Raw genomic sequence first — 24,579 nt, forward strand, 5'->3', positions numbered from 1 at the left:
CGCCTTCCCGCGCACTCGCCTTCCCCGCGCACTCGCCTTCCCCGCGCACTCGCCTTCCCCGCGCGTCGATCTTGCGCTTTCTGTCCGGGCATAAGTGCGCGAAAGCCGCGAAACGGCGACCGGAAGTGCAAGATCGGCGCGCAGGGAACGCGGGGACCGTGGGCGTGGGTGCGGGCGGCGGGCGGTGGGGTGGGGTGGGGTGGGGTGGAGTTAGCTGTCGCGGGTGGGGGTTTCGGGGGCGGAGCTGAGGTTGGGGGCGCTGGCGGGTTCGGCGATGCCGCCGGGAGTGCTGGCGAAGGACGGGTCGTTTGCGGTTTCGGCGGCGATGAGCGGCTGGTCGGGGGGCATGACGTCGGGGACCTTGGGTGCCACGATGACGGCGGTGCCGTAGGCGCAGATCTCCATCCACATCTCGCCGCAGTCCCGGCTGTCGAACCGCATCCCCACCACGGCGTTCGCGCCGAGCCGGCGGGCCTCCTCGCCGAGCCGGGCCACCGAGTCGGTACGCCACCGGGTGAGGTTGTCCGGGGCCATCGGGTCGTACGCGCCACCACGGAGGTTCTTCACGCCCTCGCGGTACGGGTTGCGGGTCCTGGCCATCGAGGAGACCACCTCGCCGAGGATCTGGCGGATCTCGTAGCCGGGAAGTTGATCCGTCGTCACGACCAGCACGTTTTCGATGCTGGCAGGCGTTGACCTCCGGCAACGTGAGCCCTGTTCACCTGCTCGGATGCTGCAAAACAGCGCGGCGCGGACGGCGGGCGCGTTGCCCACCTTCCGCGCCGCATCGGACGCTTTCGGTCAGACACCGGCCACCGAGGTGATCCAGGCCCGGTTGAAGGCCACACTGCCGTAGTTCTGGATGCTCTGGCCGTCGGCGGTGGAGGCGACGCCGACCTGGGCACCGTTGTAGAACTGCGGGCCGCCCGAGTCGCCCCGCCAGGCGTTGCCGTTGATCCGGGTGCTGCGGATCGCCTGCCCGCCGTACGCGTCGGTGACGTTGGTGCTGGTCACCCGGACCGACGCGGTCTTCAGCTGGGGAGAAGCCCCGCAGCCGCTGTAGCAGGTCATGCCCCAGCCGTAGATCGTGTTTGTCGAGTTGACCGGCGGGTTGCTGCTGGCCAGCGTGACGTAGCTGGTGCTCACCGAGCTGGACAGGCGCATCAGGGCCAGGTCGTAGCGGCCGTAGGTGGCGCTGACGGTGCGGGTGACGCCGCCGGAGCCGTGGTAGACGCTGCCGACCCGCACGGACATGGTGCCGCCGAGGCAGTGCCGGGCGGTCAGCACCCACTGCGGGGCGATGATCGTGCCGGAGCAGGTGAACGAGCCGTTGCTGAACACCGCCGCGGCCCACGGCGCGGAGGAGACGGTTCCGCCGCCGATGATGTACGGGCCAACCGGCGCGGCGACAGCGCCGGAGCTGGCGCCGAGCACGCCGGCCAGGGCTGTGGCGAGGACCGCGAGCAGGGATCGGATGCGCATCGGTAGGGCTCCTTCGGGGATCGCGGGACCCGGGTGGCCGGGTCGACCTGCGGTGACGGGCGGGAGTGGTCCGTCACCGCGACACCGATAAATCGACGTCTGACGATGTACCGTAGGGCTGGGTGAGGTGTTTCACAAGAGGTTCATTCAAACAAGTCGATGTAACAGCCCGATGTCGGGCCCAGTCGTGCTCGGTGTCCACCTTCGGCCAAGACCTGCCGACCCGTGCGTTACGCGACCCGCCGGGAGATCGGGCAACAATGCCGTATCGGGACAGCAACGAACCCGTATCGTTCTCGACAGGGCCAGGCGGGTGGCCGCGAGTGGCGCCTCGACGCCCTCCCACCGGTGCGTCCGGTGCGACATCTGCCAGGTAGGCTGGCTGCGCTCGCCCGTTGTGGGTCGGCACCCAACTGCGTACACAGTCAGGAGTGCCCAGTGCCTCGCGTCGTCGTCGACGTCATGCTCAAGCCCGAGATCCTCGATCCGCAGGGCCAGGCCGTCGCAAACGCGCTGCCCCGGCTCGGTGTCAACGATGTCGCCTCGGTGCGGATCGGTCGGCGCATCGAGATCGATTTCACCGGTGAACCGGACCTGGACCGGGCCCGGGAGATCGCCGACAAGCTGCTCGCCAACCCGGTCATCGAGGACTTCACCGTCCACCTGGTCGAGGCCGACGAGCCCGCGGAAGCCCGGTCGTGACCGCGCGGGTCGGTGTGGTGACCTTCCCCGGCTCGCTCGACGACGGGGACGCCGCCCGGGCTGTCCGCATCGCGGGCGCCCAGCCCGTACGCCTGTGGCACGGTGACCCGGAGCTGCACGGGGTGGACGCGGTAGTCCTGCCCGGCGGCTTCTCCTACGGTGACTACCTGCGCTGCGGGGCCATCGCCCGGTTCGCCCCGGTGATGGAGACCATCGTCGACGCCGCTGCCGGCGGCCTGCCCGTGCTCGGCATCTGCAACGGCTTCCAGATCCTCTGCGAGGCCCACCTGCTGCCCGGCGCGCTCACCCGCAACCAGCACCTGCACTTCCGCAACCGCGACCAGATTCTGCGCATCGAGTCGGCGGGCACCGCCTGGACGAACGTCTTCCAGCCCGGCCAGGAGGTGCTGATCCCGGTCAAGAACGGCGAGGGTTGCTACGTCGCCGACCCCGCGACGCTTGACGCCCTCGAAGCCGAGGGTCGGGTCGTCGCCCGCTACGTCGGCGTCAACCCGAACGGCTCCCAGCGGGACATCGCGGCCATCACCAACCCGGCCGGCAACGTGGTCGGCATCATGCCGCATCCCGAGCACGCGGTGGAGGCGCTCACCGGCCCCTCCCTCGACGGCCTCGGCTTCTTCACCTCGGTGCTCAAGCACCTGGTGGGGGCGCCGGCGTGACCGTCCGCGTCGGGATCATCGGTCGGCTCACCCGCCCGTACGGCGGCGAGCGCAACGAGGAGAGGTCATGACTACGCATCCGGACCCGGTACGGGACACCCCGGAGGCAGTCCCGGCCACGCCGGCACAGCCGGTCCAGCCATATCCGGCCGCGTCGGCCGGGCAGGCCGACTGGGCGGACCGGGTGGACACCGTGCCGCGCGCCGAGGGCACCCCGGAAGAGCTTCAGCCGTACGCCGAACTGGGGCTCCGGGACGACGAGTACGACCGCATCCGGCACATCCTCGGCCGCCGGCCCACCCAGTCCGAGCTGGCGATGTACTCGATCATGTGGAGCGAGCACTGCTCCTACAAGTCGAGCAAGGTGCACCTGCGCCAGTTCGGCGAGAAGGCCCCGCCGAGTGACCGGCTGCTCGCCGGCATCGGCGAGAACGCCGGTGTGGTGCGGGTCTCCGACGAGCTGGCGGTGACCTTCAAGGTCGAGTCGCACAACCACCCGAGCTTCGTCGAGCCGTACCAGGGCGCGGCGACCGGCGTCGGCGGGATCGTCCGGGACATCCTCGCCATGGGCGCCCGCCCGGTCGCCGTGATGGACCCGCTGCGCTTCGGCGCGGCCGACCACCCCGACACCGCCCGGGTGCTGCCCGGCGTGGTCGCCGGCGTCGGCGGGTACGGCAACTGCCTCGGCCTGCCCAACATCGGCGGCGAGGTGGTCTTCGACCCCTGCTACCAGGGCAACCCCCTGGTCAACGCGCTCTGCCTCGGCGTGCTGCCGGTGAGCCGCCTGCAGAACAAGGCCGCCGTCGGCCCCGGCAACGTCGTGGTGCTGATGGGTGCCAAGACCGGCCGTGACGGCATCGGCGGTGTGTCGGTGCTGGCCAGTGCGACCTTCACCGAGGGCAGCGAGCAGCGCCGCCCGTCCGTGCAGGTCGGTGACCCGTTCACCGAGAAGCTGCTGATCGAGGCATGCCTGGAGCTGTACGACGCCGAACTCGTCGCCGGCATCCAGGACCTCGGCGGTGCCGGGCTCACCTGCGCGCTCACCGAGACCGCCGCGGCGGCCGGCACCGGCATGCGGGTCTGGCTGGAGCGGGTGCCGCTGCGCGAGCCCTCGATGGACCCGCACGAGATCCTGGCCAGCGAGTCGCAGGAGCGGATGCTCCTGGTCGTCGAGCCGGCCAAGCTCGAAACGGTCCTCAAGACCTGCGAGAAGTGGGGCGTGCTGGCCACCGCGATCGGTGAGGTCACCGCTCCGGAGCCGGACGGCCAGCCGGGCCGACTGCTGATCACCTGGCGTGACCAGCTGGTGGTCGATGTGCCGCCGGGTTCGCTGGTGGATGACGGGCCGGTCTACGCCCGCCCGATGCGGGAGCCGGCCGACCTGATCCTGCTGCAGGCGGACCGGGCCGAGACGCTGCCCCGGCCGAGCGACCCGGACGCGCTGCGCGAGACCGTGCTGCGCATGATCGCCTCGCCGAACCTGTGCGACAAGACCTGGGTCACCGAGCAGTACGACCGCTACGTGCTGGGCAACACCGTGCTCGCCCAGCCGGAGGACTCCGGCGTGATCCGGATCGACGAGCGGACCGGCCTGGGCGTGGCGCTCTCGGTCGACGGCAACGGCCGGTACGCCCGGCTCGACCCGTACCACGGTGCCAAGCTGGCGCTGGCCGAGGCGTACCGCAACGTGGTGGTCACCGGGGCGACGCCGATCGCGGTCACCGACTGCCTGAACTTCGGCTCCCCCGAGGACCCGGGCGTGATGTGGCAGTTCGCCGAGGCGGTTCGTGGCCTCGCCGACGGCTGCGCGGAGCTGGGCATCCCGGTCACCGGCGGAAACGTCAGCTTCTACAACCAGACCGGGGCGGCGGCCATCCACCCGACGCCGGTCGTCGGTGTGCTCGGCGTCCTGGACAACGTCGCCGAGCGGGTGGCGATGGGCTTCGTCCCGCGGCCCAGCGGCGACCACGACCAGCTCTTCCTGCTCGGCGAGACGCACGTGGAACTCTCCGGATCGGAATGGGCCTGGGTGACCCACCAGCACCTCGGTGGCGTACCCCCGCAGGTCGACCTGGCCCGGGAGAAGCAGCTCGGCGAGCTGCTGGCCGCCGCCGCGCGGGTCGGCCACGTCAGCTCGGCGCACGACCTCTCCGACGGTGGGCTCGCGCAGAGCCTGGTGGAGTCCTGCCTGCGCTACGGCGTCGGGGCGAGGATCGCGGTGCCGGAGCGCTTCGAGGGCACCTCGATGCCCTTCGTCTTCCTGTTCAGCGAGTCCGCCGGTCGGGTGCTGGTCTCGGTGCCTCGCGGCCACGAGAAGGCGTTCACCGCACTCTGCGCCGAGCACGGCGTGCCATGGGAGCTCATCGGCGTCACCGATTCCACGGGCGGCGCGCTGGAGGTGCACGGCCAGTTCCGCATCGGCCTGGACGAGCTGCGTGAGGCGCACAGCGCCACGCTGCCGGCGCTGTTCGGTGGCGTCCAGCCGGTCGAGCTGACGGTCCAGGACAGCGCGGTCGAGGCCGCGCCGGTGGACGCGGTCGAGGCACCGGTCGAGGCTGACCCGGTTGCCTCGGTCGAGGACGCCGAGCCGCACGCGGAGGCTGTGTCCGACGGCGTCGAGTCGCCCGAGGACGACCGGCCGGTCGAGCGGGCGGCACCGCCGGTCCGCCAGCAGCCGATCGAGGCAGCCGGCGAGCAGGACACCGCAACCGACGCACCACAGGGGCAATCCTCCGCCGACGAGCGCTGAGGCGTTGGCCGAGTCCGTTCACGCCCAATCCGGATCCGGGGCCCGCTTCGACTGGGGCCTCGCGGGGGCGGCGGAACTCGGCCGCGTCTGCGCGGTACTGGTGGTGGTGGACGTGCTGTCGTTCACCACCACCGTCGAGGTGGCGGTCGGGCGCGGAATGCGCGTCCACCCCTTCCCCTGGGGAGAACAGGCCGCCGAGTACGCGCGCCGGGTCGGTGCCGTGCCCGCCGCCGGGCGTCGGCAGGTCACGCCGGCACATCCGTGGTCGCTGTCACCGGCCGCGTTGAGCCGGGCACCGGTCGTCTCCGACCTGGTGCTGCCCTCCCCGAACGGTTCGGCGATCAGTGCCGCCGCCAGCGCCACCGGCCTGCCGGTGGTCGCGGCCAACCTGCGTAACGCACGCGCCGTCGGGCGCTGGCTGCTGAGCCAGGGGTACGGCTCGACAAACGAACCGATCGGCGTGATCGCCGCCGGTGAACAGTGGCCGGACGGCGCGCTGCGCCCGTCGGTGGAGGATCAACTCGGTGCGGCGAGCGTGCTGGACGCGCTGTCCGGGGTGACCGGCGGCCTCTCCGTCGAAGCGGCCGTGGCACTGGCGGCGCTGGCCAGCATCCCGGACGTACCCGCGGCGATCCGGGGTTCCGTGTCGGGCCGCGAACTGATCGGGAGTGGCTTCGCCGAGGACGTCGAGATCGCCGTACGGGTCGACACCTCGGCCGTGGTGCCGCTGCTGCGACAGGGCGTCTTCACACCCGCCTGACGGGCCGGGCCCGACCGATCAGCACCGTACACGCGGAACGGGCGACCCCCTTGCGGTGGGTCGCCCGTCACACGTTGTCGTTACGCCTGCTCTGGGAGGTCTGGTCAGTCGTCCAGCCAGTCGAGCCGGCGTCCGCGCTCCGCGGGGCCGCCGTCCGGTCGGCCATGGCCGGCCTGTGCCGGGTCGCTGCCGTAGGCGCCGCCCTGCTCGTAGCCGTTGTCGTAGCCTCCGCGCTGGCGTGGCGGCTCCTGGCCGTACCCGCCGCTGTTCTGGTCGTAACCGCCGTCGTAGCCGCTGCGCTGCTGCGGGGCCTCCTGCCCGCCGTAGCCGCCGCCGTAGCCGCCCTGGCCGTAGCGGCCGGGATCGTCGTACCCGCCGGTCTGGCCGTAGCCGCCTGCGGATTGTCCGTACCCACCGGTCTGCGGCGGGTAGCCACCCGTCGGCTCGGCAGTCTGCCCGTAACCACCCGTCGGCTCACTCTGGCTGTAACCGCCGGTCGGCTCGCTCTGGCCGTAACCGCCGACGGGTTCGGTCCGACCGTAGCTGCCGGTCGGCTCGCCCTGGCCGTAACCGCCGGCAGGCGTGCTCGGGGAGTATCCGCCGGCCGGCGCGCCCTGTCCGTAGCCGGTGGCGGGCTCACTCTGCCCGTACCCGCTGCCGTTGCCGTAGCTGCCGGTCGGCTCGCCCCGGTTGTAGTCCCGATCAGTTGAACCGTAACCGCCGGCCGACCCGCCCTGGCCGTAGCCGCCAGGCTGCTCGGCCTGCCCGTACCCACCAGCGGGCGCGCCCTGGCCGTAGCCGCCGGTCGCCTCGCTCTGGCCGTAGCCACCGGTCGGTTCGCCCCGGCCGTAGCCGGTCGGCTCGGAACTGCCGTAGCCCTGGCCCGCCTCGGGCTGGTACAACCCGGTCGCGTACGGGTCGGCGGGCGCCGGGTAGCGGGTCTCGTCACCGGTGTAGCGGCCGGTCGGCTCGTCGTACCGCTCGCCGTAGCCGGCTGCGCCACCGGCCGGCGGGTAGTCGGCCCCGGCGCTGCCTGCGCCGTAGTCACGGCCGCCGTAGCCCGCCCCCGACGAAGGGTTGCTGCCGTAGCCGCTGCCCGACGACGGCGCGTTGCCGTAACCGGATGCGCCGTAGCCGCCGGGCTCGTCGCCGTAACCACCGCCCGACCATGCCTGCCCGGCACCGGGCGCAGCGCCGTAGGGTGCGGGCGGCGCGCCGTACGGGTCCGGGGGAACGTCGTCGACGATCGGCTGGTGCATCATCGTCGGCGCGTTGCTGATCCCGGCACCGGCGACCATTGTCGGGTCAGGCGTGTTGCCGACCCGACTGACCACGCGGGTCTGGTCGTCCGCGCCGGCGAAGGAGCCTCGTGCCGCCGGAACCGCGCCGGCGGGGGCACCGGCAGGCTCATCCCCGTCGACCTCGGCGTCGTCGTTCTCCTTGCGCTTCATCCAGAGCAGCACGATGGTGCCGACACCAACGGCCACGAAGAGGCCACCGAGCAGGACCAGCAGCCAGTTGCCGAAGCCGCCGGAGTCCTCGTTGCTGGCCTGGGCCGGAGGCGCCGCGGACTCGGCCGGTGCCTCGTCCACCTCGTCGGCGAGCTCGTCGTCGAACGGGTCCTCCGTCGGCACCGCCGATTCGCTGGCGGTGGGGGTCGGAGTCGGGCTGTTCGAGGCCTGGATCGCCAGGGTGATCCGCTGCCCGGTGACGCTCTGACCCGCGTTCGCCGTGAAGCTCACGACCTCGCGGACGCTGTTCGCGCTCGCGCCGAGGTCGATCCGGCCCGGAGCGATGGGCCGCTCGCTGGTGCCGGTGAAGCGGAAGTTGCCGTCGTTGTTGGCGTTGGTCTCGTACTGCTTGCCCGCGCTGTCCTTGAGCAGGACGTACGCGTTCGGCACCCCGTCACCGGCCTGGTTGACCACCTTGCCGGAAATCGACCGCACCGTCTGCGGCGCCTGCGTGGTCGGCGGCGGCGGGGGAGCAGCGACCATCGTCACGTTCGTCGAGGCCTCGGCGTCCTGCCGAATCACACCCTGAGCTTCAACGGCCTTGACGGTGATCGTGGCCGACCCGTTGGTGGCGTCGTTCGCGAGCTGGAAGGTGGCCTCGAGAGTGCCAGCTGCGTCGACGCGCCTGCGCTCGCAGCCGTCGATGCACCGCAGCTTTCCGTTGTTCGAGCTGACGGTGATGTCCACCGGGACCACGTCATCACTGAAACCCAGTGAGTAACGGACGGTGGTGGTCTTGCCTGCTTCAACGGCGCTCGGAGATGCCGAGACGTTGTTGACGCTCGGGGCGGCGAGGGCGGGTGTGGCGGGGACGGCGAGCAGGGCACCCACAACCAGCGCCACGACCACACCGGCCCGCTTTTGCCAGGCTCGTCGGTGTGTTGACACGTCCACCGCCTTCCGGACTGATTTCCGTGGCCGGGCGGGGTGCCGGGCCGGGGGAACATCACGGTACGAATACGCCGTCGGCAACTATGCCTTGTCGGGGCGGATCGGCGCGACCCAGGGCCAGCGTCGCGCGCGGCGAGACGAGGCCGTATCGTCCCGTCGTGTCCTCTCCGTACGATAAGTCGGCCGCGGTGGCGGCGGTGATGGCGGCGCTCGATGAGAGCCGCGCGCCCGAACGGTCGGTCCTGCGGGTGGCGGTCAGGGCCCTGTTGACCACCCTCGCGGACCGCGCTCCCGGCCGATCGGTGGAGGTGCGTGTCCCACCTTACGGTGCAGTTCAGTGTGTTCCCGGGCCGCGACACACCCGCGGTACGCCACCGAACACTGTCGAGATGGATCCGGAAACCTGGCTCGCATTGGCCACCGGGCGACTCGAATGGACTCAGGCGGTCACGGAGGGTCGCGTACGGGCGAGCGGGACGCGGGCCGACCTCTCCCCGTACCTGCCCCTCGAACTGGAGTGACGCATGTTTCGGCTGACCTATAGCGGTGACAACGTGACCGTATGTGCCGACTCGGATTCGCGTACACTGTCAGGCGACAGTGTGGTCCCGGCCGATCAGCGCGGAGCAGGCCCTTCGGCTTCCGCGAGGCCAGTCCAGACCAGCAAGAGGGAGCGGCAGGTGCCCCGAGGCGACGGCCGGCTGAGCCACGACCTTGATCCCCAACGACCCGGCCCGCAGGACGCTTGTGGCGTCTTCGGTGTCTGGGCGCCGGAGGAAGAGGTTGCCAACCTGACCTATTTCGGGCTGTACGCGTTGCAGCACCGGGGGCAGGAGGCGGCCGGCATAGCGGTAAGTGACGGCTCCGGCGTGGTGGTTTACAAGGATCTCGGCCTGGTGGCCCAGGTCTTCGACGAGCCGACGCTGGCCAGCCTGCGCGGCCATGTCGCGATCGGCCACACCCGTTACTCGACGACCGGCGGGTCGACCTGGGAGAACGCCCAGCCGACCATCCGTGCCACCAGTTCCGGCACGACAATCGCACTGGCGCACAACGGCAACCTGGTCAACACCGCCGAGCTGCAGCGCGAGGTGACCGAGCGCGGCCTGACCGCTGACGGTTCGACAAACGACACCTCGCTGGTGACCGCGCTGCTGGCGAGTCGACCGGATCTCTCCGTCGAGGCGGCCGCGCTGGAGGTGCTGCCGCAGCTGCGGGGTGCGTTCAGCTTCGTCTTCATGGACGAGACCACCCTCTACGCGGCGCGGGATCCGCACGGCGTACGCCCGCTGGTGCTCGGCCGGCTGGAGCGGGGCTGGGTGGTGGCCAGCGAGACGGCGGCACTGGACATCGTGGGTGCCAGCGTGGTCCGTGAGGTCGAGCCCGGCGAGCTGATCGCGATCGACGCCGAAGGGCTGCGGTCCAGCCGGTTCGCCGCCCCCGAGCCCAAGGGCTGCCTCTTCGAGTACGTCTACATCGCCCGCCCGGACGCCACCATCGCCGGTCGTAACGTGCACGCGGCCCGGGTGCAGATCGGCCGGCAGTTGGCCAAGGAGCACCCGGTCGAGGCCGATCTGGTCATCCCGGTGCCCGAGTCGGGCACCCCGGCGGCGATCGGCTACGCCGAGGAGTCCGGCATCACCTACGGCGCCGGCCTGATGAAGAACCCGTACGTCGGGCGCACCTTCATCCAGCCGTCGCAGACCCTGCGTCAGCTGGGCATCCGACTCAAGCTCAACCCGCTGCGGCAGAACGTACGCGGCAAGCGCCTGGTGGTGGTGGACGACTCCATCGTCCGCGGCAACACCCAGCGCGCGATCGTCCGGATGCTCCGCGAGGCCGGCGCGCTGGAGGTGCACGTCCGCATCTCCTCGCCGCCGGTGTCCTGGCCGTGCTTCTACGGCATCGACTTCGCCACCCGCGCCGAACTGCTCGCCAACGGTCTCGACAACGAGGGCATCCGGCGCTCCATCGGTGCGGACACCCTCGGTTACGTCTCGCTGCCCGGCCTGATCGCCGCGACCGAGCAACCGAAGACCCGCCTGTGCCGGGCGTGTTTCGACGGGGAGTATCCGATCGACCTTCCCGTCGGCAACCTGATCGGCAAGCACGTCCTCGAAGGAATCGGCCGTCGGGTCGCCCACAACTCGGACGACAGTGATTCCGCCGAGCAACCCGTCCCTCCGCTCGTCGCCGCTGCGGGAGCTGACGACGATCTCAACCGGTCGCGTCGCGCGTCGCGCTCCGACCTGAAGATCTCGGCGACCACAAACCGCCCGTAGCATCGCCCGGCTGCGGTCGGTCACCGTCGACCGCAGCCGAGAACCACAAAGGGGAGAACCGTGACGCACGTGTCCGAGCGCAGCGGCGCAGGAAGCAGCCCGAGCGGCGCTGGCAACGACCGCCAGCCCTGGACTGCCGGCAGCGGCCGCCAGGCTCGCAAACGTTCCGTCTCGTACGCGGACGCCGGCGTGTCGATCGAGGCGGGTGACCGCGCCGTCGAGTTGCTGAAGTCCAAGGTGAAGGAGACTCGCCGGCCGGAGGTGATGGGCGACCTCGGCGGCTTCGCGGGCCTGTTCCGGCTGGACACCACGAAGTACAAGAACCCGATCCTGGCGTCATCCACCGACGGTGTCGGTACGAAGCTGGTGATCGCCCAGCAGATGGACATCCACGACACGGTCGGCATCGACCTGGTCGCGATGGTCGTCGACGACCTCGTGGCCTGCGGCGCCGAGCCGCTGTTCCTGCTCGACTACATCGCCACCGGCGAGGTGGTGCCGGACAAGGTCGCCGAGATCGGTGCCGGCATCGCCGACGGCTGCCGCTACGCCGGCTGCGCGCTGCTCGGTGGCGAGACGGCCGAGCACCCGGGCGTGTTGCGTCCCGACGAGTACGACATCTCCGCCACCGGTGTCGGTGTGGTGGAGGAGAGCGAGATCCTCAGCCCCGAGCGGGTCGAGGTGGGCGACGTGGTGATCGCCATGCGCTCGTCCGGTCTGCACTCGAACGGGTACTCCCTGGTACGGCACGTGCTGCTCGGCGCGGGGCGGATGCGGCTGGACGTCGTCATCGACGACTTCGGCCGGCAGCGCACGCTCGGCGAGGAACTGCTCACCCCCACCAAGATCTACGCCAAGGACTGCCTCAAGCTGATCGCCGAGGCCGAGGTGCGGTCGCTGGCCCACGTCACCGGCGGCGGCATCCCCGGCAACCTGGTGCGGATCCTGCCCGAGAACGTGGACGCGGTGGTCAACCGCTCCACCTGGCGGCCGCAGCCGATCTTCGACCTGATCCAGACCAAGGGACGGATCGAGGACCCGGAGATGGAGGCGACCTTCAACATGGGCGTCGGCATGTTCGCGATCGTCTCGGCTGAGGACGCCGACCGGGCGCTTGCCACGTTGACCGGCCGGGGCGTCGACGCCTGGCAGGTGGGCGAGATCATCGAGGGCACCGGCGAGGTGCAGATGGTCGGTCAGCACACCCGCGGGTGAGGTGAGCTGAGCTCACGCCCACCTGAGCCGGGCTTCACCCGAGTGGCCATCGCGGCCTAGCCTGAAGGGCACCCCTCAACGCTGCGGGGCATGCCCTGCCGGGGTGTGCCCGGCAGCCTTCAACCGCGACGAGGAGGGCGATGGCTGCACCGGGACGGTCATTGCATGGGATGCGCGGCATGGCTGCCGTCCCGTCGTACGTCGTGATGCAGCCCACCACGCTCTGCAACCTCGATTGCGCCTACTGCTACCTGCCGTTTCGGGCGACCGACCGACGGATGCCGGTCGCCGTGGCGGAGGCGGTGGCCGCCTCGGTGAACCCGTGGGCGGCCTCGGCGCGGTTCTCCGTGGTCTGGCACGGCGGTGAGCCGCTGGCCGCCGGTCGGGAGCAGTTGGCGGCGCTGATGGCGCCGTTCGGCCCGGAGGTGGAGCACCACGTCCAGACCAACGCCACGTTGATCGACGACGCCTGGTGCGAGTTCTTCGTGGCGCATCGCATGCGGGTGAGCGTGAGCGTGGACGGCCCTCGGGAGCGCAACGGCGACCGGGTCACCCGATCGGGCCGGCCCGCGTACGACCGGATCGTTCGTGGGGTGGCGGCGTTGCGCCGACACGACCTGCCCTTCTCGGCGCTCGCGGTGGTCAACGACCCGGCACCCGGCCGGGCGACGGAGCTGTACGACTACTGCCTCGACCTCGGCTGCGAGGTGCTCGGGGTGAACATCGAGGAGACCGAGGGCGTCAACACCCGGACCAACGCCCACGATCCGGCCGTGGTGACCGGGTTCTGGGCCGAACTCGTGGCCGCCTGGCGTCGGCAGCCGCGGATCCATCTGCGCGAGGTCGAGTGGTCGCTGCGGTACGCCGCAGCCGTGCTGGACGGCAACGCCGACGATCTTCTGCCGCGCCACCTCGACCCGATCCCGACCGTCGCGTACGACGGCTCGGTCGTGGTCCTCTCGCCCGAGCTGGCCGGCTTCACCGACCCCCGCTACGGCGATTTCAGCAGCGGAAACGTGCTCACCACCCCGCTGCACGCGATCCTCGCCGACGCGGCGGAGCGCACCACCTGGGTGGGTGAGTTCCTGACCGGGGTGGAGGCGTGCCGCTCGTCGTGCCCCTACTTCGGCTTCTGTGGCGGGGGCCACGCTGCGAACCGTTACTTCGAGCTGGGGCGTTTCGACGGTACGGAGACCGAGCACTGCCGCAACAGCAAGATCCGCCTACTGGAGGGAGTGTTGGAGCATGCCCGAAACCACCAGTCACCGGGAGCCTGAGCGAGCGACGGAAGAGGCACCCGACCAGGTCGCCTCCCGGGTACGGGAGGCCGCCACCGGGCTCACTGCACTACTGCACGAGGCCGAGGTCGCGCGACAGTCACGGGCAGAGGTGGCGGGTGGCGACGGCGCCAGCGCGGTCTGCGCCTGGAACCACTTCGAGAACATCCCGACGTTCTACAACTGGAACAACCGGCCACGCTGACCGGGCTGAGCCAAGGGCCCGCCACGCTGCCGGAGCGTGTCCGGGCGTGGCAGGCCCTTGGATCGTCGGGTGTTGCGCCGCCTTGGCGGGCACATACGTGAGCACGCGGGGAGTTACCGCGTGCTCAGATGCGACCGGGGGTCAGCGGGTCGGGCGGACCCACTTGTCCGGGTCGTCCCCGGTATGGTCCTCGTCTTCGTCGACGAACTCTTGGTAGTCGTCGTCGAAGTTGCGGTCCGACTTACCGCCGCCGCCGAGTTCTCGCTGCAAGGCGGCGAGGTCGGTGTTCGGGGAGTGGTACTTCAACTCCCGCGCCACCTTTGTCTGCTTGGCCTTAGCACGGCCGCGCCCCATGGCTCGACCCCCTCGCACAGAATGCGGGGCAGCCCGAAGGCGGGCCCCGATGACGTCAGGCATCTCTCGTGGCTCTTACGGTACATGGGGATGCCACCGTTCGGCACCTCGGGTTACCGTCGACCGCCACCGCGCGTTGCGGTCGTGCGGTCGTCACCCATTGTACCCGGTAAGGAGCGATGCCGGGTACGGTCGTGACACGGGGCGAAACCTCACGAATACGTCGTATCCTCAGCTTAGCCGGAAACGACTGTCGAGGGCGGGACCAACGGCCCCGCCCTCGACTGGTGAGTCGTCAGCGCAGGTGGATGGCGCGCAGCCGGCCGATCTCGGCCATCCGCCGCTCGGCCAGCCGGTCGGCCGCCACCGCCGGGGGAACGCCGTCGGCGTCGGCGAGCCGGAGGATCTCCCGAGTGGTGTCGTAGATCCGGGTGGCGCGCAACTTGGCCCGCTCGAAGTCGAAGCCCTCGATCTCGTCCGCGACCTGGATCACACCGCCGGCGTTCACCACGTAGTCAGGTGCGTAGAGGATGCCGCGGTCGGCCAGCAGCTTCTCGACGCCCGGGTGGGCGAGCTGGTTGTTGGCCGCGCCGGCGATCACCTTCGCGCGCAACGCCGCCACCGTGTCGTCGTTCAACGCGCCCCCGAGCGCACACGGGGCGTACACGTCGATGTCGGCGGCGACCAGCGCGGAGACGTCGTCGAGGAGCGAGACCTGCGGGTGGGTCGTGCGGGCCCACTCCAGCGCCTGCGGGTTGACGTCGGTCGCGACCACCTCGGCGCCGTCGTCGACCAGGTGGCCGACCAGGTACTTGCCGACCTTGCCCAGGCCCGCGACGCCGACCCGTCGGCCGTGCAGCGTCGGCACTCCCCAGACGTGCTCGGCCGCCGCCCGCATGCCCTGGAAGACGCCCCAGGCGGTGAGGATCGAGGAGTCGCCCGCACCGCCGTGCTCGACGCTGCGGCCGGTGACGTACCGGGTCTCGCGGGCGATCACGTCCATGTCCGGTACGTAGGTGCCCACGTCGCAGGCGGTGTAGTAGCGCCCGCCCAGCGACTCCACGAAGCGGCCGTACGCGCGCAGCAGCCCCTCGGTCTTGATCTGCGCCGGATCGCCCCAGATGACCGCCTTGCCGCCGCCCAGGTCCAGACCTGCGAGGGCGTTCTTGTACGCCATGCCGCGAGACAGGTCGAGGACGTCCGCGAGGGCCTCCTCCTCGCTGGCGTACGGGTAGAAGCGGGTGCCACCGAGCGCGGGGCCCAGCGCGGTGGAGTAGATGCCGATGATCGCCTTCAGGCCGGTCTGCTTGTCCTGGCAGAACACGACCTGCTCGTGACCTGTGGATTCCGGGTCGTCGGTGCTGGCGAATACGCCCATGACTGGCTCCTGTGTCGGCGGGCGCCCTTGTGGGACGCGGACCTGGTCTGCGCCGGCGGGGATGCTGCCGGTGTAGCGAGCCTAGTATCGGCTGACCTCGGGCTGCTGCCGCGAGCACCTCGTCCCGCCCAGCGGGCACCCATTCACGGCCACGATGACGCCGAGCAACGATCGGCCTGCGATTCGTGGGAGGATCGCGCCGTGCCGTCGCTCTTCGCTTCATACCTGCGCGTGTACGAGCCGTTGACCGCCTTCGACCGGGACCGCCAGGCGTACTGGCGGCGCTACGTCGAGCAGGGGCGGGCAGTGGCGCCGGTGGAAGGGCCGGGCCGGCAGCGGACCTCGGTGATCGAGGCGCTCGGCGCCGGCTGGACCCGGCTGCCCGACCTGCCCGAGGAGGCGTACGTCCTGGAGACCGACGAGACGCTGCTGGTGTGCCCGTGGAACCTGCGGATTCGGGTGGCCGAGGCGGCGTTGAGCGCGCGCGACGGCGTACCGCCGGTGCTGGCCGACGCGTTCGTCCCGCCGGTGCTGGCCGGGCAGGCCAAGGCGGTGGTGGAGGACTGGCGCAGCGGAGCCCGGGTGCTGGAGCGTGGCGTGCCCCGGGTGCACGAGCAGGTCGCCACCTGGGGGGTGCCGCTGCGCTGGTTCGTGCTGTTCGAGGCGGAGGAACGGCAGCACGTGACCGCGCCGGGGCGTCGGGCGCTGCGGTTCCGGACGGAGATCTCCAAGGCGCGGCGTCGCTCCTCGCGGGCCCTGTCGGTGCTCCGCAAGTCGATCGGGGACGCCCCGATCACCGAGGCGGTCGAGGAGGCGGCCCGGTGGTTGGAGGAGTTCCACCCGGGTTCGGTGGTCGAGTTGGACTACGGCGGCCTGGTCGAGTTGCTCTCGGACGAGACCCTGGCGGACGACGACTCGCCGGAACTGGTCGCGGCGGGGTTGGCCGGGCTGTCCCAGGGCGAGGCGGAGGAGGCGTCCGCGGCGTACGACAAGCTGGTCGCCAGGTGGCGTGCCGTGCAACTTTTGGAGCGGTGCAACTAGCCCGGGATGCCGGGGCAACTAGTGGGGCATTGTCCATGAATGTCGGGCTGCAATACGAGGCTCCTTCGTAGTTGATGCATCACGAACCGTGATCATGAGTCCGAATAAGGTAGCTTCTGGCGTGTAAAAGTCCCATATATCGGGCATGGTTCATCCGTCCGTCTAGGGACGTTCGGCCGTTCGGCCCATGTCGGACATCGGGGACTAGCCGGACCATGGGAGACGCGTCGGCCGGCGGGACCCCGGCCGATGTCTATACATGTGGAGGAGTGACCGATGGCATCGCGAACGCACGAACCAGAGCCGCTACTTACACCGGCCGAGGTGGCGTCGATGTTCCGTGTCGACCCGAAGACGGTGACCCGTTGGGCGAAGGCTGGCAAGTTGAGCGCCATCCGGACCCTGGGCGGCCACCGTCGCTACCGGGAGTCGGAGGTCAGGGCATTGCTGCAGGGTCAGATCCCGCAGCAGCGCCAGGGGGACTGACCGCACGGCAGATAACAGAGCTGAGCTGAAGGGGCGGCGGATCGTCAGATCCGCCGCCCCTTCAGCATGTCGGGACATCCACCCCGAGCTGGTCAGTTCGGATCGGTCAGTTCGAGTCGGATGCCGACCGTCCCACCCTGACCGCGACGCAGTCGGCTGCCGAGCAGGGTCAGCCGGCCGATCATCCGGTACTTCTGCTTGATCAGGCCGCGGATGTGCTCGGTCGCGCCCGGGTCGTAGAGGGTCGCTCGGGCCGGTACCGCAGCGCCGTGCGGCCGGCCACGGACGTCGCACGGCGCCACCGTGACCTCTCCGCTGCGCCGGATCCGCTTCACCTTGCCGGCGTCCGAAGCGGTCCACACCGCCAGGGCGTCGCCGTCGCGCACCGCCCACACCGGGGTGGGTACCGCGCGGCCGTCCTTGCGGAAGGTCGTGAGGAGGATGTACTTCTCCGCCGCGAGGCGGTCCAACGTGGTCACCCCCTCAGCGTACGGGCGGGGACCGGGAATGAGCAGGCCGATAGCGTGGCAGGTGTGACGGGAGAACCACGAATCGGTGACGTCTACGGGGAACTGCTGCGCGACACGCTCGCAGTGGCTACCGGGATCGGTCCCCGACCGCTGGCCGGCGGGCGCGTACCCCGCCCGGTCATCGAGATCATCGAACGGGACGACGGACTGATCAACGGGGCGCCGGCCGCGCAGTACCTCGACGGGCCGCAGGAGTGGCAACCGCACGACCACCGGGCCGTGGACCGGGTACGCGGCGCCACCCTGGACATCGGCGTCGGCGCCGGGCGGATCGCGCTGCTGCTGCAGGAGCGGGGCGTACCGGTCACCGGGCTGGACGTCTCACCGGGCGCGCTCGCGGTGTGTCGCCGTCGGGGCGTACGGGAACTGGTGCACGGCACCGTGGACGAGCACGCGGCGAGTGGGCGGCGCTACGACACGTTTCTGCTGCTCGGTAACAACCTGGGGCTGCTGGAGGGGCGCGAACGGGCACCCGCCTTCCTCGCCGCGCTGGCCGCGATGGCCAACCCGGGGGCGCAGGTGATCGCTCAGGGCACCGATCCGTACGGCACCCGCGACCCGGTGCACACGGGCTACCACGAACACAACCGGCGTCGAGGCCGTCTCGGCGGCCAACTGCGGCTGCGATTGCGCTACCGCGAGCTGGCCACCCCGTGGTTCGACTACCTGGTCTGCTCCCCGGACGAACTGGCCGACCTGGTCCGGGGCACCGCCTGGCACCTGGCCGACATCGACGACCGTGACGCCCCGTACTACCTCGCCACGTTGCGGCTGCCCGGCTGACCAGACGAGAACGTTAAGAGGGGCCCCTTGCTATACCGGAGGCGTTAACAGGGGGCCCTTCCTTACAACTCAGACCTGGACGGTGGGGGGGAGTTGCTCCGGGGGGAGGCCACCGTCGCCGTCGACGACCTCGTCGGGCTGGCCGTCCTCGTCGATGTCGACCATCGTGACGTCCACCTTGCCGTCGCCGTCGGTGTCGAACTGGAACAGGTCGGCCTTGCCGTCGCCGTCGGTGTCGACCACCCAGACGTCCGTACGGCCGTCGTTGTTGGTGTCGGCGCGCAGCAGTTCGACACGCTCGTCGCCGCGCGTCTCGACCGTCTCCTGGGCCTCCGTACCGGTCTCCGGTGCCTGGCTCATCAGTTCGTCCCTTCCCTTGGTTGTCAGCGGTCCCTACCCGATCTCGCCCGCCCCCACGCACGCGACGATGATCGTGCTGCATAGGGTCGCACCATGACTGAGCGGAGGGTACGGACCGGCTCCGGCGTGGCGGCGATCCCGCGCGCCATCGGCCATGCGGGAGCCGAGGGCCGTCACGGAGCGGTGGTGTATCGATGACACAGCGATTCGTCGTGGTCGGTGCCGGCACGATGGGCCTGGGCATCGCGTACGTGGCAGCCGGCGCGGGTTACGCGGTGGAGTTGGTCGAGCTCGACCGGGCCCGCGGTGAGGCGGCCGTCGAACGGCTCGCCCAACTCTGGGACCGGGCCGTGCAGCGCGGCAAGCTGACCGCTGAGCAGGCCGCCGCCAACCGCGCCTCGGTCACCCTGCGGGCCGGGCTCGGCGAGGTCGCCCCAGAGCCAGCGGTGATCGTCGAGGCGGTACCGGAGCGGCTGGAGCTGAAGCGGGCCGTGCTGGCCGAGGCAGAGCGACTGGAGCCCGCCCTGCTGGGCAGCAACACCTCAAGCATCTCCATCTCCGAGCTGGCCGGGGAACTGGCCCGGCCCGAGCGCTTCTGCGGGTTGCACTTCTTCAACCCGGTCTGGGCGATGGCGCTGCTGGAGATCGTGGTCGGCCCGGCCACCGCCGCGCAGACCACCGAAGCGGCCCGCGCGCTCGCCGACCGGCTGGGCAAGGACCCTGTCGTCGTACGCGACATGCCGGGTTTCGCCACCTCCCGACTCGGGGTCACCCTCGGACTGGAAGCCATCCGGATGGTCGCCGACGGGGTGGCCAGCCCGGCCGACATCGACAAGGCGATGGCGCTCGGCTACCGGCACCCGATCGGCCCGCTGGAACTGACCGACCTGGTGGGCCTGGACGTGCGCCTCGACATCGCCCGTACCCTCCAGGCCGCGTACGGCGACCGGTTCGCGCCGCCACCGCTGCTGGTGGAGATGGTCGCGGCGGGCCGCCTGGGCAAGAAGTCGGGCCAGGGCTTCTACAAGTGGGTCGACGGGGTCCGCTCGGGCGGCACCGAGTCGGCCGCCCCGACCACCGATCCGGCCCCGACCACCGATCCGGGAGCGTCGCGGTGAGCGCCGGGCTGCGGGTCGAGGAGCTTCCCGACCGGCTGGTGGTCACCCTCGACCGGCCGGAGAAGCGCAACGCCATCGACGCCGACCTCATCGCGGCGCTGCACGAGGTCTGCGCCGAACTGGAGGCCCGTCCCCGGATGCTGCTGCTGACCGGCGGCACCGACGGGATCTTCGCGGGCGGCGCGGACATCGCCCAACTGCGCGAGCGAGGCCGGCTGGACGCCCTCGCCGCGATCAACTCGGCGGCCTTCGCCCGGATCCGGGCGCTACCGATGCCGACCGTCGCCGCCGTCGACGGCCCGGCGCTCGGCGGTGGCGCTGAGCTGGCGTACGGCTGCGATCTTCGGGTGTGCACCGAGCGGGCGGTGTTCGGCCAGCCGGAGGTGCGGTTGGGCATCCTGGCCGGTGCCGGCGCGACCCACCGGCTGCCGGCGCTTGTCGGTGAGGCCCGGGCCAAGGAACTGCTGTTCACCGGGCGGCGGGTGGACGCCGCGGAGGCGCTGCGGATCGGCCTGGTCAACCGGGTGGTGGCGACCCCCGAGGAACTGCTGCCGGCGGCGCACGCGCTCATCGACGAGATGGCCAAGGGCTCGGCGCTGGCGCTGCGGCTGACCAAACTCGCCGTCGACGCCCCGGCCGCCGCACATCCGCAACTGGACCTGGTCAGCCAGGCGGTGCTCTTCGAGGACGAGGAGAAGCGGCGTCGGATGACCGAGTTCCTCGACCGGCGGCGCTGAGACAACCGGAAACGGCCGCACCGACACTCGTCGGTGCGGCCGTCGCGGGTGCGCTCAGCTGTTGGCCAGCGCCGCCAGCGGTACGTCGGCGTCCGCCAGAGCCCGGACCACGGCGGCGGACTCACCGAACCCGATGATCAGGACGGCGTCGGCACCGAAGTCCTTGATCTCCTTGGCGCCGGCGCTGAAGTCGATCGGCGCGGCGTTGGCGTCCTCGCCGGGCTGGTAGCCGAGCAGCTTCACCTTGTCGCCGCCGAACCCGGCCCGTTCCAGCTCGGCCCGGACGATGCTCTGCAGACCCTCGCCGTAGGAGTCCTTACGGGCCACGATCGCGATCTTCTGCGGGCCGTCCCGGAGGATCACGTCGGCCAGCGCCCGGCCCTGGAGCCCGTCCGGCGGTGCGGTGCGGAAGTAGAGGCCACGGTCGTCGACCTCACTCAGGTTCGCCGCGGTGTTCGACGGCGAGAACAGGATCCGTCCCGCCTTCACCACGTCCTCCAGCACGGCGGCGGAGATCCCGGAGCCACCGGCACCGATGATCACGTGGACGCCGCCGTCGACGTGCCGGGCGACGGTCGCCTTGGCGATCGCCGGGTTGGTGCCGTCGTCGCCGTCGACCCAGACCACCTCCTCGCCGAGCACCCCACCGGCCGCGTTGATCTCCTTGATGGCCAGCGCCGCGCCGGCGGCCAGCGGCGGGTAGGCGATCGCGAGGTCACCGGTCCTGGGCAACAGCCCGCCGATGACGAGCGGCGCGTCGGGGGACGAGGCGGCGTCACCGCGCGGCGGTCGCTTGTTGCTGGCCGCGGACTCGTCACCGGCGCCGACGAACTCGGTCTTGGCGTCGTTGAGCTGCTGCCCGTCGAAGTGCAGGGTGGCGTAGCTGGCGGTCGCCGGCTCACCGACGTCGGTGAACCCGGCCCGGGTGATCGAGACGCTGCGGTACTCGATGTCCTTGCCCTCGCGGATCAGGCGCAGGCACTGGGCCACCGTCCCGCAGCGGGTGCCGGTGTTGGTGACCCCGACGATCTGCTTGGCGATGGCCGCCGGATCGGTGGTGCCCGCGACCTCAGCGGCCAACGCGCTGATCACCACCGCGTCGTAGGACTCGGCGGCGTAGAGGAAGCCGTCCAACTTCGGATCGACGGACAGTAGCCGCTTCTTGAAGTCCTCGGGCAGCGGTGTGAGCGGGGTGGTGCCCTTCATGCCATCGACCAGGTTGGCTCGATCGCCCAGCTCCTCCGCGTACGAGTTGGACATGTTGCCGTCGGTGCCGTAGAGGCGCACCTGGTGGGCAGTCGCCTCTTCGGGCTGGTCATCCCCGCAAGCGCTGGTGGCGAGCAGGAGCGTGGCGCAGACCGCCATGACGGCGCCCCGCGTACCGCGTGACATGTGCATTGTCGTCCTTCCTCCGCGAAGGTCCGCTGCGCAGACTAACGTGCCCACCCGGACGACGGGACCGTGGAGGGCCGTCTATCCGCAGGCCGCCTAGCTTATGTACGGAGAGTGACGATTCCGGTCTCCTTGACGAGGGAACCTACTGTGCGGTGCGTGACCGACTCGCCACAGCAGACGTTTGCCGACGCCACCGCGATCCTCAGCTCGGCGCTCGACGGAGACTCCGACGCAGTGGTGGGGACCTTCGACGCGGTCGTCGACCGGGACGGCCTCACCGGCGCGTACGACGTGGCGTGGTGCCTGGCCGCGACGATGGTCGGCGACGCGGTCCCCCCGGGCGCCTGCGCGCTCGACTTCCCCGGCATCGACCAGGCCGAGTACGACGCCCGCTGGGTGGCGCGCTTCGTCAGCGCGTACGCCAACTCCGACCTGGAGACGGCCCGAGCGCTGTTCGGCGCGGCGGCGGCCGACGGCCTGCTGCCCGAATGCCTGCTCACCCTCGCCGGCTCGACCATCGCCACCCTGCGGCACCGCTCCACCTGAACGCTCCCGCGGCCGGGCTGGCCCGGCCTCACGCCGGCTCGGCGACCGCGGTCGCGGCGAACCGGGACAGCAGCTCGTGCCACCCGGCGGTGAGCGCCTGAAGGTAGCCCTCGGCTGCCTCGCCGTGCCTGTCGAAATGCCGGTGTGAGACCTCGACCAGGGTGCCGGCCGCCGCAGGTGTGAAAATCACCTCGACCTCGCTGGCCCGCGCCGGGTCCGGCACCGGCGCCCGATCCGGGCCGATCTGCCAGGTGAACACCAGCCGACGCGGCGGATCCCAGATCAGCACCCGACCCCAGTCGTTGCGGAAGCCGTACGGGCCGATCTCGTAGAGCATTCCGCCGGCCCGGGGCTCCATGGCCAAGTCGGCGAGCACGTCCGGGCCGGACCACGTGTACTCCGTCACCCACCAGTCGGTGAGCCTGGTGGTGAAAGTCTCGTACGTGGCTTCCACGGACGCGGGGACCAGCAACGTGCTCCGCAGCGCGAACCGCTCGTGCTCCTGTCGGATGTCGGGCGGCCGGTCTCCCATACGCCCGGACCATACCGGCTGCTGTCCGGCTGCGCAGCTTGCTCACCGCTCGGGTCGCATCACCGACGGCGAGCACCGACCGGTGCCCGAGGGCTGCGAGATGAGGGCATACAGCAAGATCCCCACCTGCGTTTTCGCTGGTGGGGACCTCTGTAGCCCGGCGAAAGGCTATGTGGCCAGGGGCGGGGTCGAACCGCCGACCTTCCGATTTTCAGTCGGACGCTCGTACCAACTGAGCTACCTGGCCGTGCTGCTCGGGCCATGTTACCCGGCGGGATCGCCGCCGACTGGGTCACCTGTCCCGATACGCAGAACGCCGCGCGTGGTGCGCGCGGCGGTCAGCGCTTGCGGTCCTGACGGGACTTGAACCCGCGACCTCCGCCTTGACAGGGCGGCGAGCACTCCAACTGCTCCACAGGACCTTGCTGGTGTTGCCTCCGGCCGAAGCCGGACCGTGCCCCCAACGGGATTCGAACCCGTGCTACCGCCTTGAAAGGGCGGCGTCCTGGGCCGCTAGACGATGAGGGCGGCCCCGCCATCATTGCACATTCGCAACTCTGTGCGGACTTGCTCCCATCCGGCCCCGCCGGAGGCTTGGAAAGCATACGTGATGGCTGACCGGACGACCAAACCGGTATGCCCCCAGCCGCAGACGCTCCTGAAACCGCAGGTCAGCGGGGGGTCAGCGGAGCCGGGTGACGCCGTGGTCGCGCTTGAGGGCGGCGATCACCTTCGGGCAGGCGGCGAGGGTGGCCGCCCGATTGCCGCCCCCGTCGTGCAGCAGGACCACCGAACCGGGCCGGGCAGCCCGCTGCACCCGCTTCTGGATGGTGGCGGCGGTCGGCCGGGCCCAGTCCTGCGGGTCGACCGTCCAGTGCAGCGAGCGCATGCCCAACTGCTTGGCGACCTTGACCACCTCTGCGGTCCACCGGCCGCCCGGCTGCCGGTAGTACGGCACCTTCGCGTCTTTCACGGCGCGCCTGATCTCCCGGTCCGTCCGGGTGAGGTCGGCGCGGATCTCGGCGACCGGTCGCCGAGCCAGGTTCAGGTCGTGGTTCCAGCTGTGGTTGCAGAGCTGGTGGCCCTCCCGGGCGATCCGGCGGACCAGCTCGGGGTGCTTGCGGACCTGCGTACCCACCACACAGAAGGTGGCCTTGACCTTTGCTGCCTTCAGCAGGTCCAGCACCTTCGGTGTCCAGGCCGGGTCCGGACCGTCGTCGAAGGTGAGCGCCACCTTCTTGCCCCCGGTGGTGCGTACCAGGCCGGCCGGCAGCTTGGCCGGTAGCGGCCGCAGCTTGGGCTTCGGCGTGGCGGTGGGGCTCGGTGGGGCGGGCGGGTCCGGCAGGGCGGCCGACGGGGGTGCGTCGACGGGTGTCGGGTTGGGCTCGGCAGAGCCCGTGCCGCAGCCGGACAGCAGAAGGGTCAGCCCGGTGAGGCAGACGAGCAGCAGACGAGGACGCATGGGTCGCTCCCGAGAGGGGTTCGGGTACGCAAACCCCGACGCTAGTTCATCCCTTTTCGGCGGATAGCAGTGGGTAGGGACGTAGTAGCGCGCGGCATCTTCC

At 70.8% G+C, this 24,579-nt stretch carries 25 protein-coding genes and 3 tRNA genes; 15 read left to right on the plus strand and 13 right to left on the minus strand.

All coding sequences use genetic code 11. The annotated features are described in order from the left end of the window. Positions 1–210: 210 nt before the first annotated feature. Together Vgi01_RS19100 and Vgi01_RS19105 are read right to left on the minus strand one after the other, a co-directional pair. Positions 211–774 (minus strand): YbjQ family protein, encoded by a 564-nt coding sequence (locus tag Vgi01_RS19100; RefSeq protein ID WP_199180316.1) that lies wholly within the window; start codon positions 772–774, stop codon positions 211–213. Between the two features lie 27 nt (positions 775–801). After that, on the minus strand, positions 802–1,482 hold the full coding sequence (locus Vgi01_RS19105; protein ID WP_102660044.1) for a S1 family peptidase: 681 nt from the start codon (positions 1,480–1,482) through the stop codon (positions 802–804). Between the two features lie 438 nt (positions 1,483–1,920). On the opposite strand from Vgi01_RS19105, the gene purS reads away from it, so the two are divergent. From purS to Vgi01_RS19125, 4 genes are all read left to right on the plus strand, one after another. Continuing rightward, the gene (gene purS, locus Vgi01_RS19110) at positions 1,921–2,184 is read left to right on the plus strand and encodes a phosphoribosylformylglycinamidine synthase subunit PurS (protein WP_013730868.1); all 264 of its coding nucleotides are present in this window, start codon (positions 1,921–1,923) and stop codon (positions 2,182–2,184) included. After that, the gene (gene purQ / locus Vgi01_RS19115; protein WP_102660043.1) at positions 2,181–2,864 is read left to right on the plus strand and encodes a phosphoribosylformylglycinamidine synthase subunit PurQ; all 684 of its coding nucleotides are present in this window, start codon (positions 2,181–2,183) and stop codon (positions 2,862–2,864) included. Before purS ends, purQ begins: the two co-directional genes overlap by 4 nt. A gap of 67 nt (positions 2,865–2,931) precedes the next feature. Beyond that, positions 2,932–5,613 (plus strand): phosphoribosylformylglycinamidine synthase subunit PurL, encoded by a 2,682-nt coding sequence (gene purL / locus Vgi01_RS19120; protein ID WP_204291904.1) that lies wholly within the window; start codon positions 2,932–2,934, stop codon positions 5,611–5,613. Between the two features lie 4 nt (positions 5,614–5,617). Then, entirely contained in the window at positions 5,618–6,373 is a 756-nt protein-coding gene (locus tag Vgi01_RS19125) for a 2-phosphosulfolactate phosphatase (protein ID WP_102660041.1), read from the plus strand. 104 nt (positions 6,374–6,477) lie between these two features. On the opposite strand, the gene Vgi01_RS19130 is transcribed toward Vgi01_RS19125, so the two are convergent. Then, positions 6,478–8,733: a carboxypeptidase-like regulatory domain-containing protein gene (locus Vgi01_RS19130; RefSeq protein ID WP_239089061.1), complete on the minus strand. Its 2,256-nt coding sequence runs from the start codon at positions 8,731–8,733 to the stop codon at positions 6,478–6,480. Positions 8,734–8,975: 242 nt separating this feature from the next. Here Vgi01_RS19130 and Vgi01_RS19135 point away from each other — a divergent pair, with 242 nt between their 5' ends. The 5 genes from Vgi01_RS19135 to amcA all read left to right on the plus strand — a co-directional run bounded on the left by Vgi01_RS19135 (position 8,976) and on the right by amcA (position 13,754). Then, positions 8,976–9,296 carry a sterol carrier family protein gene (locus Vgi01_RS19135; RefSeq protein ID WP_204291935.1) on the plus strand — a complete coding sequence of 107 codons (321 nt, stop codon included), beginning with the start codon at positions 8,976–8,978 and terminating at the stop codon, positions 9,294–9,296. Positions 9,297–9,455: 159 nt separating this feature from the next. Beyond that, positions 9,456–11,057 carry an amidophosphoribosyltransferase gene (purF, locus tag Vgi01_RS19140; protein WP_102660040.1) on the plus strand — a complete coding sequence of 534 codons (1,602 nt, stop codon included), beginning with the start codon at positions 9,456–9,458 and terminating at the stop codon, positions 11,055–11,057. A gap of 60 nt (positions 11,058–11,117) precedes the next feature. Beyond that, positions 11,118–12,272, plus strand: coding sequence for a phosphoribosylformylglycinamidine cyclo-ligase (purM, locus tag Vgi01_RS19145; RefSeq protein WP_102660039.1), 1,155 nt, complete (start codon positions 11,118–11,120; stop codon positions 12,270–12,272). Between the two features lie 170 nt (positions 12,273–12,442). Beyond that, on the plus strand, positions 12,443–13,549 hold the full coding sequence (amcB, locus tag Vgi01_RS19150; RefSeq protein WP_286047556.1) for a cyclophane-forming radical SAM peptide maturase AmcB: 1,107 nt from the start codon (positions 12,443–12,445) through the stop codon (positions 13,547–13,549). Beyond that, positions 13,518–13,754 carry a multiple cyclophane-containing RiPP AmcA gene (gene amcA / locus Vgi01_RS19155; RefSeq protein WP_102660037.1) on the plus strand — a complete coding sequence of 79 codons (237 nt, stop codon included), beginning with the start codon at positions 13,518–13,520 and terminating at the stop codon, positions 13,752–13,754. Before amcB ends, amcA begins: the two co-directional genes overlap by 32 nt. Positions 13,755–13,895: 141 nt before the next feature. Here amcA and Vgi01_RS19160 read toward each other — a convergent pair whose 3' ends face one another. Next, complete coding sequence (locus Vgi01_RS19160) at positions 13,896–14,108, minus strand: DUF3073 domain-containing protein (RefSeq protein WP_102660036.1); 213 nt, start codon at positions 14,106–14,108, stop codon at positions 13,896–13,898. A 295-nt stretch (positions 14,109–14,403) separates the two neighbouring features. After that, a complete protein-coding gene (locus Vgi01_RS19165; protein WP_204291906.1) occupies positions 14,404–15,486 on the minus strand; it encodes a Glu/Leu/Phe/Val family dehydrogenase in 1,083 nt (360 codons plus the stop codon). A gap of 201 nt (positions 15,487–15,687) precedes the next feature. Between Vgi01_RS19165 and Vgi01_RS19170 the strand changes: the two genes are divergently transcribed. Further along, positions 15,688–16,527: a DUF8083 family protein gene (locus Vgi01_RS19170; RefSeq protein WP_013730880.1), complete on the plus strand. Its 840-nt coding sequence runs from the start codon at positions 15,688–15,690 to the stop codon at positions 16,525–16,527. Between the two features lie 276 nt (positions 16,528–16,803). Continuing rightward, positions 16,804–17,013, plus strand: coding sequence for a BldC family transcriptional regulator (locus Vgi01_RS19175; protein WP_007073996.1), 210 nt, complete (start codon positions 16,804–16,806; stop codon positions 17,011–17,013). 92 nt (positions 17,014–17,105) lie between these two features. Here Vgi01_RS19175 and Vgi01_RS19180 read toward each other — a convergent pair whose 3' ends face one another. After that, positions 17,106–17,492: a PPOX class F420-dependent oxidoreductase gene (locus Vgi01_RS19180; RefSeq protein ID WP_013730881.1), complete on the minus strand. Its 387-nt coding sequence runs from the start codon at positions 17,490–17,492 to the stop codon at positions 17,106–17,108. 54 nt (positions 17,493–17,546) lie between these two features. Between Vgi01_RS19180 and Vgi01_RS19185 the strand changes: the two genes are divergently transcribed. Next, complete coding sequence (locus Vgi01_RS19185; protein WP_204291907.1) at positions 17,547–18,326, plus strand: class I SAM-dependent methyltransferase; 780 nt, start codon at positions 17,547–17,549, stop codon at positions 18,324–18,326. A 69-nt stretch (positions 18,327–18,395) separates the two neighbouring features. Here the strand turns inward: Vgi01_RS19185 and Vgi01_RS19190 are convergent, their stop codons facing one another. Further along, positions 18,396–18,686: a hypothetical protein gene (locus Vgi01_RS19190; RefSeq protein ID WP_013730883.1), complete on the minus strand. Its 291-nt coding sequence runs from the start codon at positions 18,684–18,686 to the stop codon at positions 18,396–18,398. A gap of 194 nt (positions 18,687–18,880) precedes the next feature. Between Vgi01_RS19190 and Vgi01_RS19195 the strand changes: the two genes are divergently transcribed. Both Vgi01_RS19195 and Vgi01_RS19200 read left to right on the plus strand, forming a co-directional pair. After that, positions 18,881–19,804 (plus strand): 3-hydroxyacyl-CoA dehydrogenase family protein, encoded by a 924-nt coding sequence (locus tag Vgi01_RS19195; protein ID WP_204291908.1) that lies wholly within the window; start codon positions 18,881–18,883, stop codon positions 19,802–19,804. Then, positions 19,801–20,541 carry an enoyl-CoA hydratase/isomerase family protein gene (locus tag Vgi01_RS19200; protein WP_204291909.1) on the plus strand — a complete coding sequence of 247 codons (741 nt, stop codon included), beginning with the start codon at positions 19,801–19,803 and terminating at the stop codon, positions 20,539–20,541. Before Vgi01_RS19195 ends, Vgi01_RS19200 begins: the two co-directional genes overlap by 4 nt. Before the next feature lie 54 nt (positions 20,542–20,595). On the opposite strand, the gene Vgi01_RS19205 is transcribed toward Vgi01_RS19200, so the two are convergent. Continuing rightward, complete coding sequence (locus tag Vgi01_RS19205) at positions 20,596–21,939, minus strand: ABC transporter substrate-binding protein (RefSeq protein ID WP_102660031.1); 1,344 nt, start codon at positions 21,937–21,939, stop codon at positions 20,596–20,598. A gap of 153 nt (positions 21,940–22,092) precedes the next feature. On the opposite strand from Vgi01_RS19205, the gene Vgi01_RS19210 reads away from it, so the two are divergent. Further along, on the plus strand, positions 22,093–22,482 hold the full coding sequence (locus Vgi01_RS19210; RefSeq protein ID WP_204291910.1) for a hypothetical protein: 390 nt from the start codon (positions 22,093–22,095) through the stop codon (positions 22,480–22,482). A 28-nt stretch (positions 22,483–22,510) separates the two neighbouring features. On the opposite strand, the gene Vgi01_RS19215 is transcribed toward Vgi01_RS19210, so the two are convergent. From Vgi01_RS19215 to Vgi01_RS19235, 5 genes are all read right to left on the minus strand, one after another. Continuing rightward, positions 22,511–23,014: an SRPBCC family protein gene (locus tag Vgi01_RS19215; RefSeq protein ID WP_102660030.1), complete on the minus strand. Its 504-nt coding sequence runs from the start codon at positions 23,012–23,014 to the stop codon at positions 22,511–22,513. A 173-nt stretch (positions 23,015–23,187) separates the two neighbouring features. After that, positions 23,188–23,261, minus strand: a tRNA-Phe gene (locus Vgi01_RS19220). Positions 23,262–23,362: 101 nt separating this feature from the next. After that, positions 23,363–23,436: transfer RNA gene (locus Vgi01_RS19225), tRNA-Asp, on the minus strand. A 33-nt stretch (positions 23,437–23,469) separates the two neighbouring features. Continuing rightward, positions 23,470–23,542 (minus strand) — tRNA-Glu (locus tag Vgi01_RS19230). Positions 23,543–23,696: 154 nt separating this feature from the next. After that, positions 23,697–24,476, minus strand: coding sequence for a polysaccharide deacetylase family protein (locus Vgi01_RS19235; RefSeq protein WP_204291911.1), 780 nt, complete (start codon positions 24,474–24,476; stop codon positions 23,697–23,699). Positions 24,477–24,579: the final 103 nt, after the last annotated feature.

Source organism: Micromonospora gifhornensis, from assembly GCF_016863515.1.
Taxonomy (GTDB): Bacteria; Actinomycetota; Actinomycetes; order Mycobacteriales; family Micromonosporaceae; genus Micromonospora; species Micromonospora gifhornensis.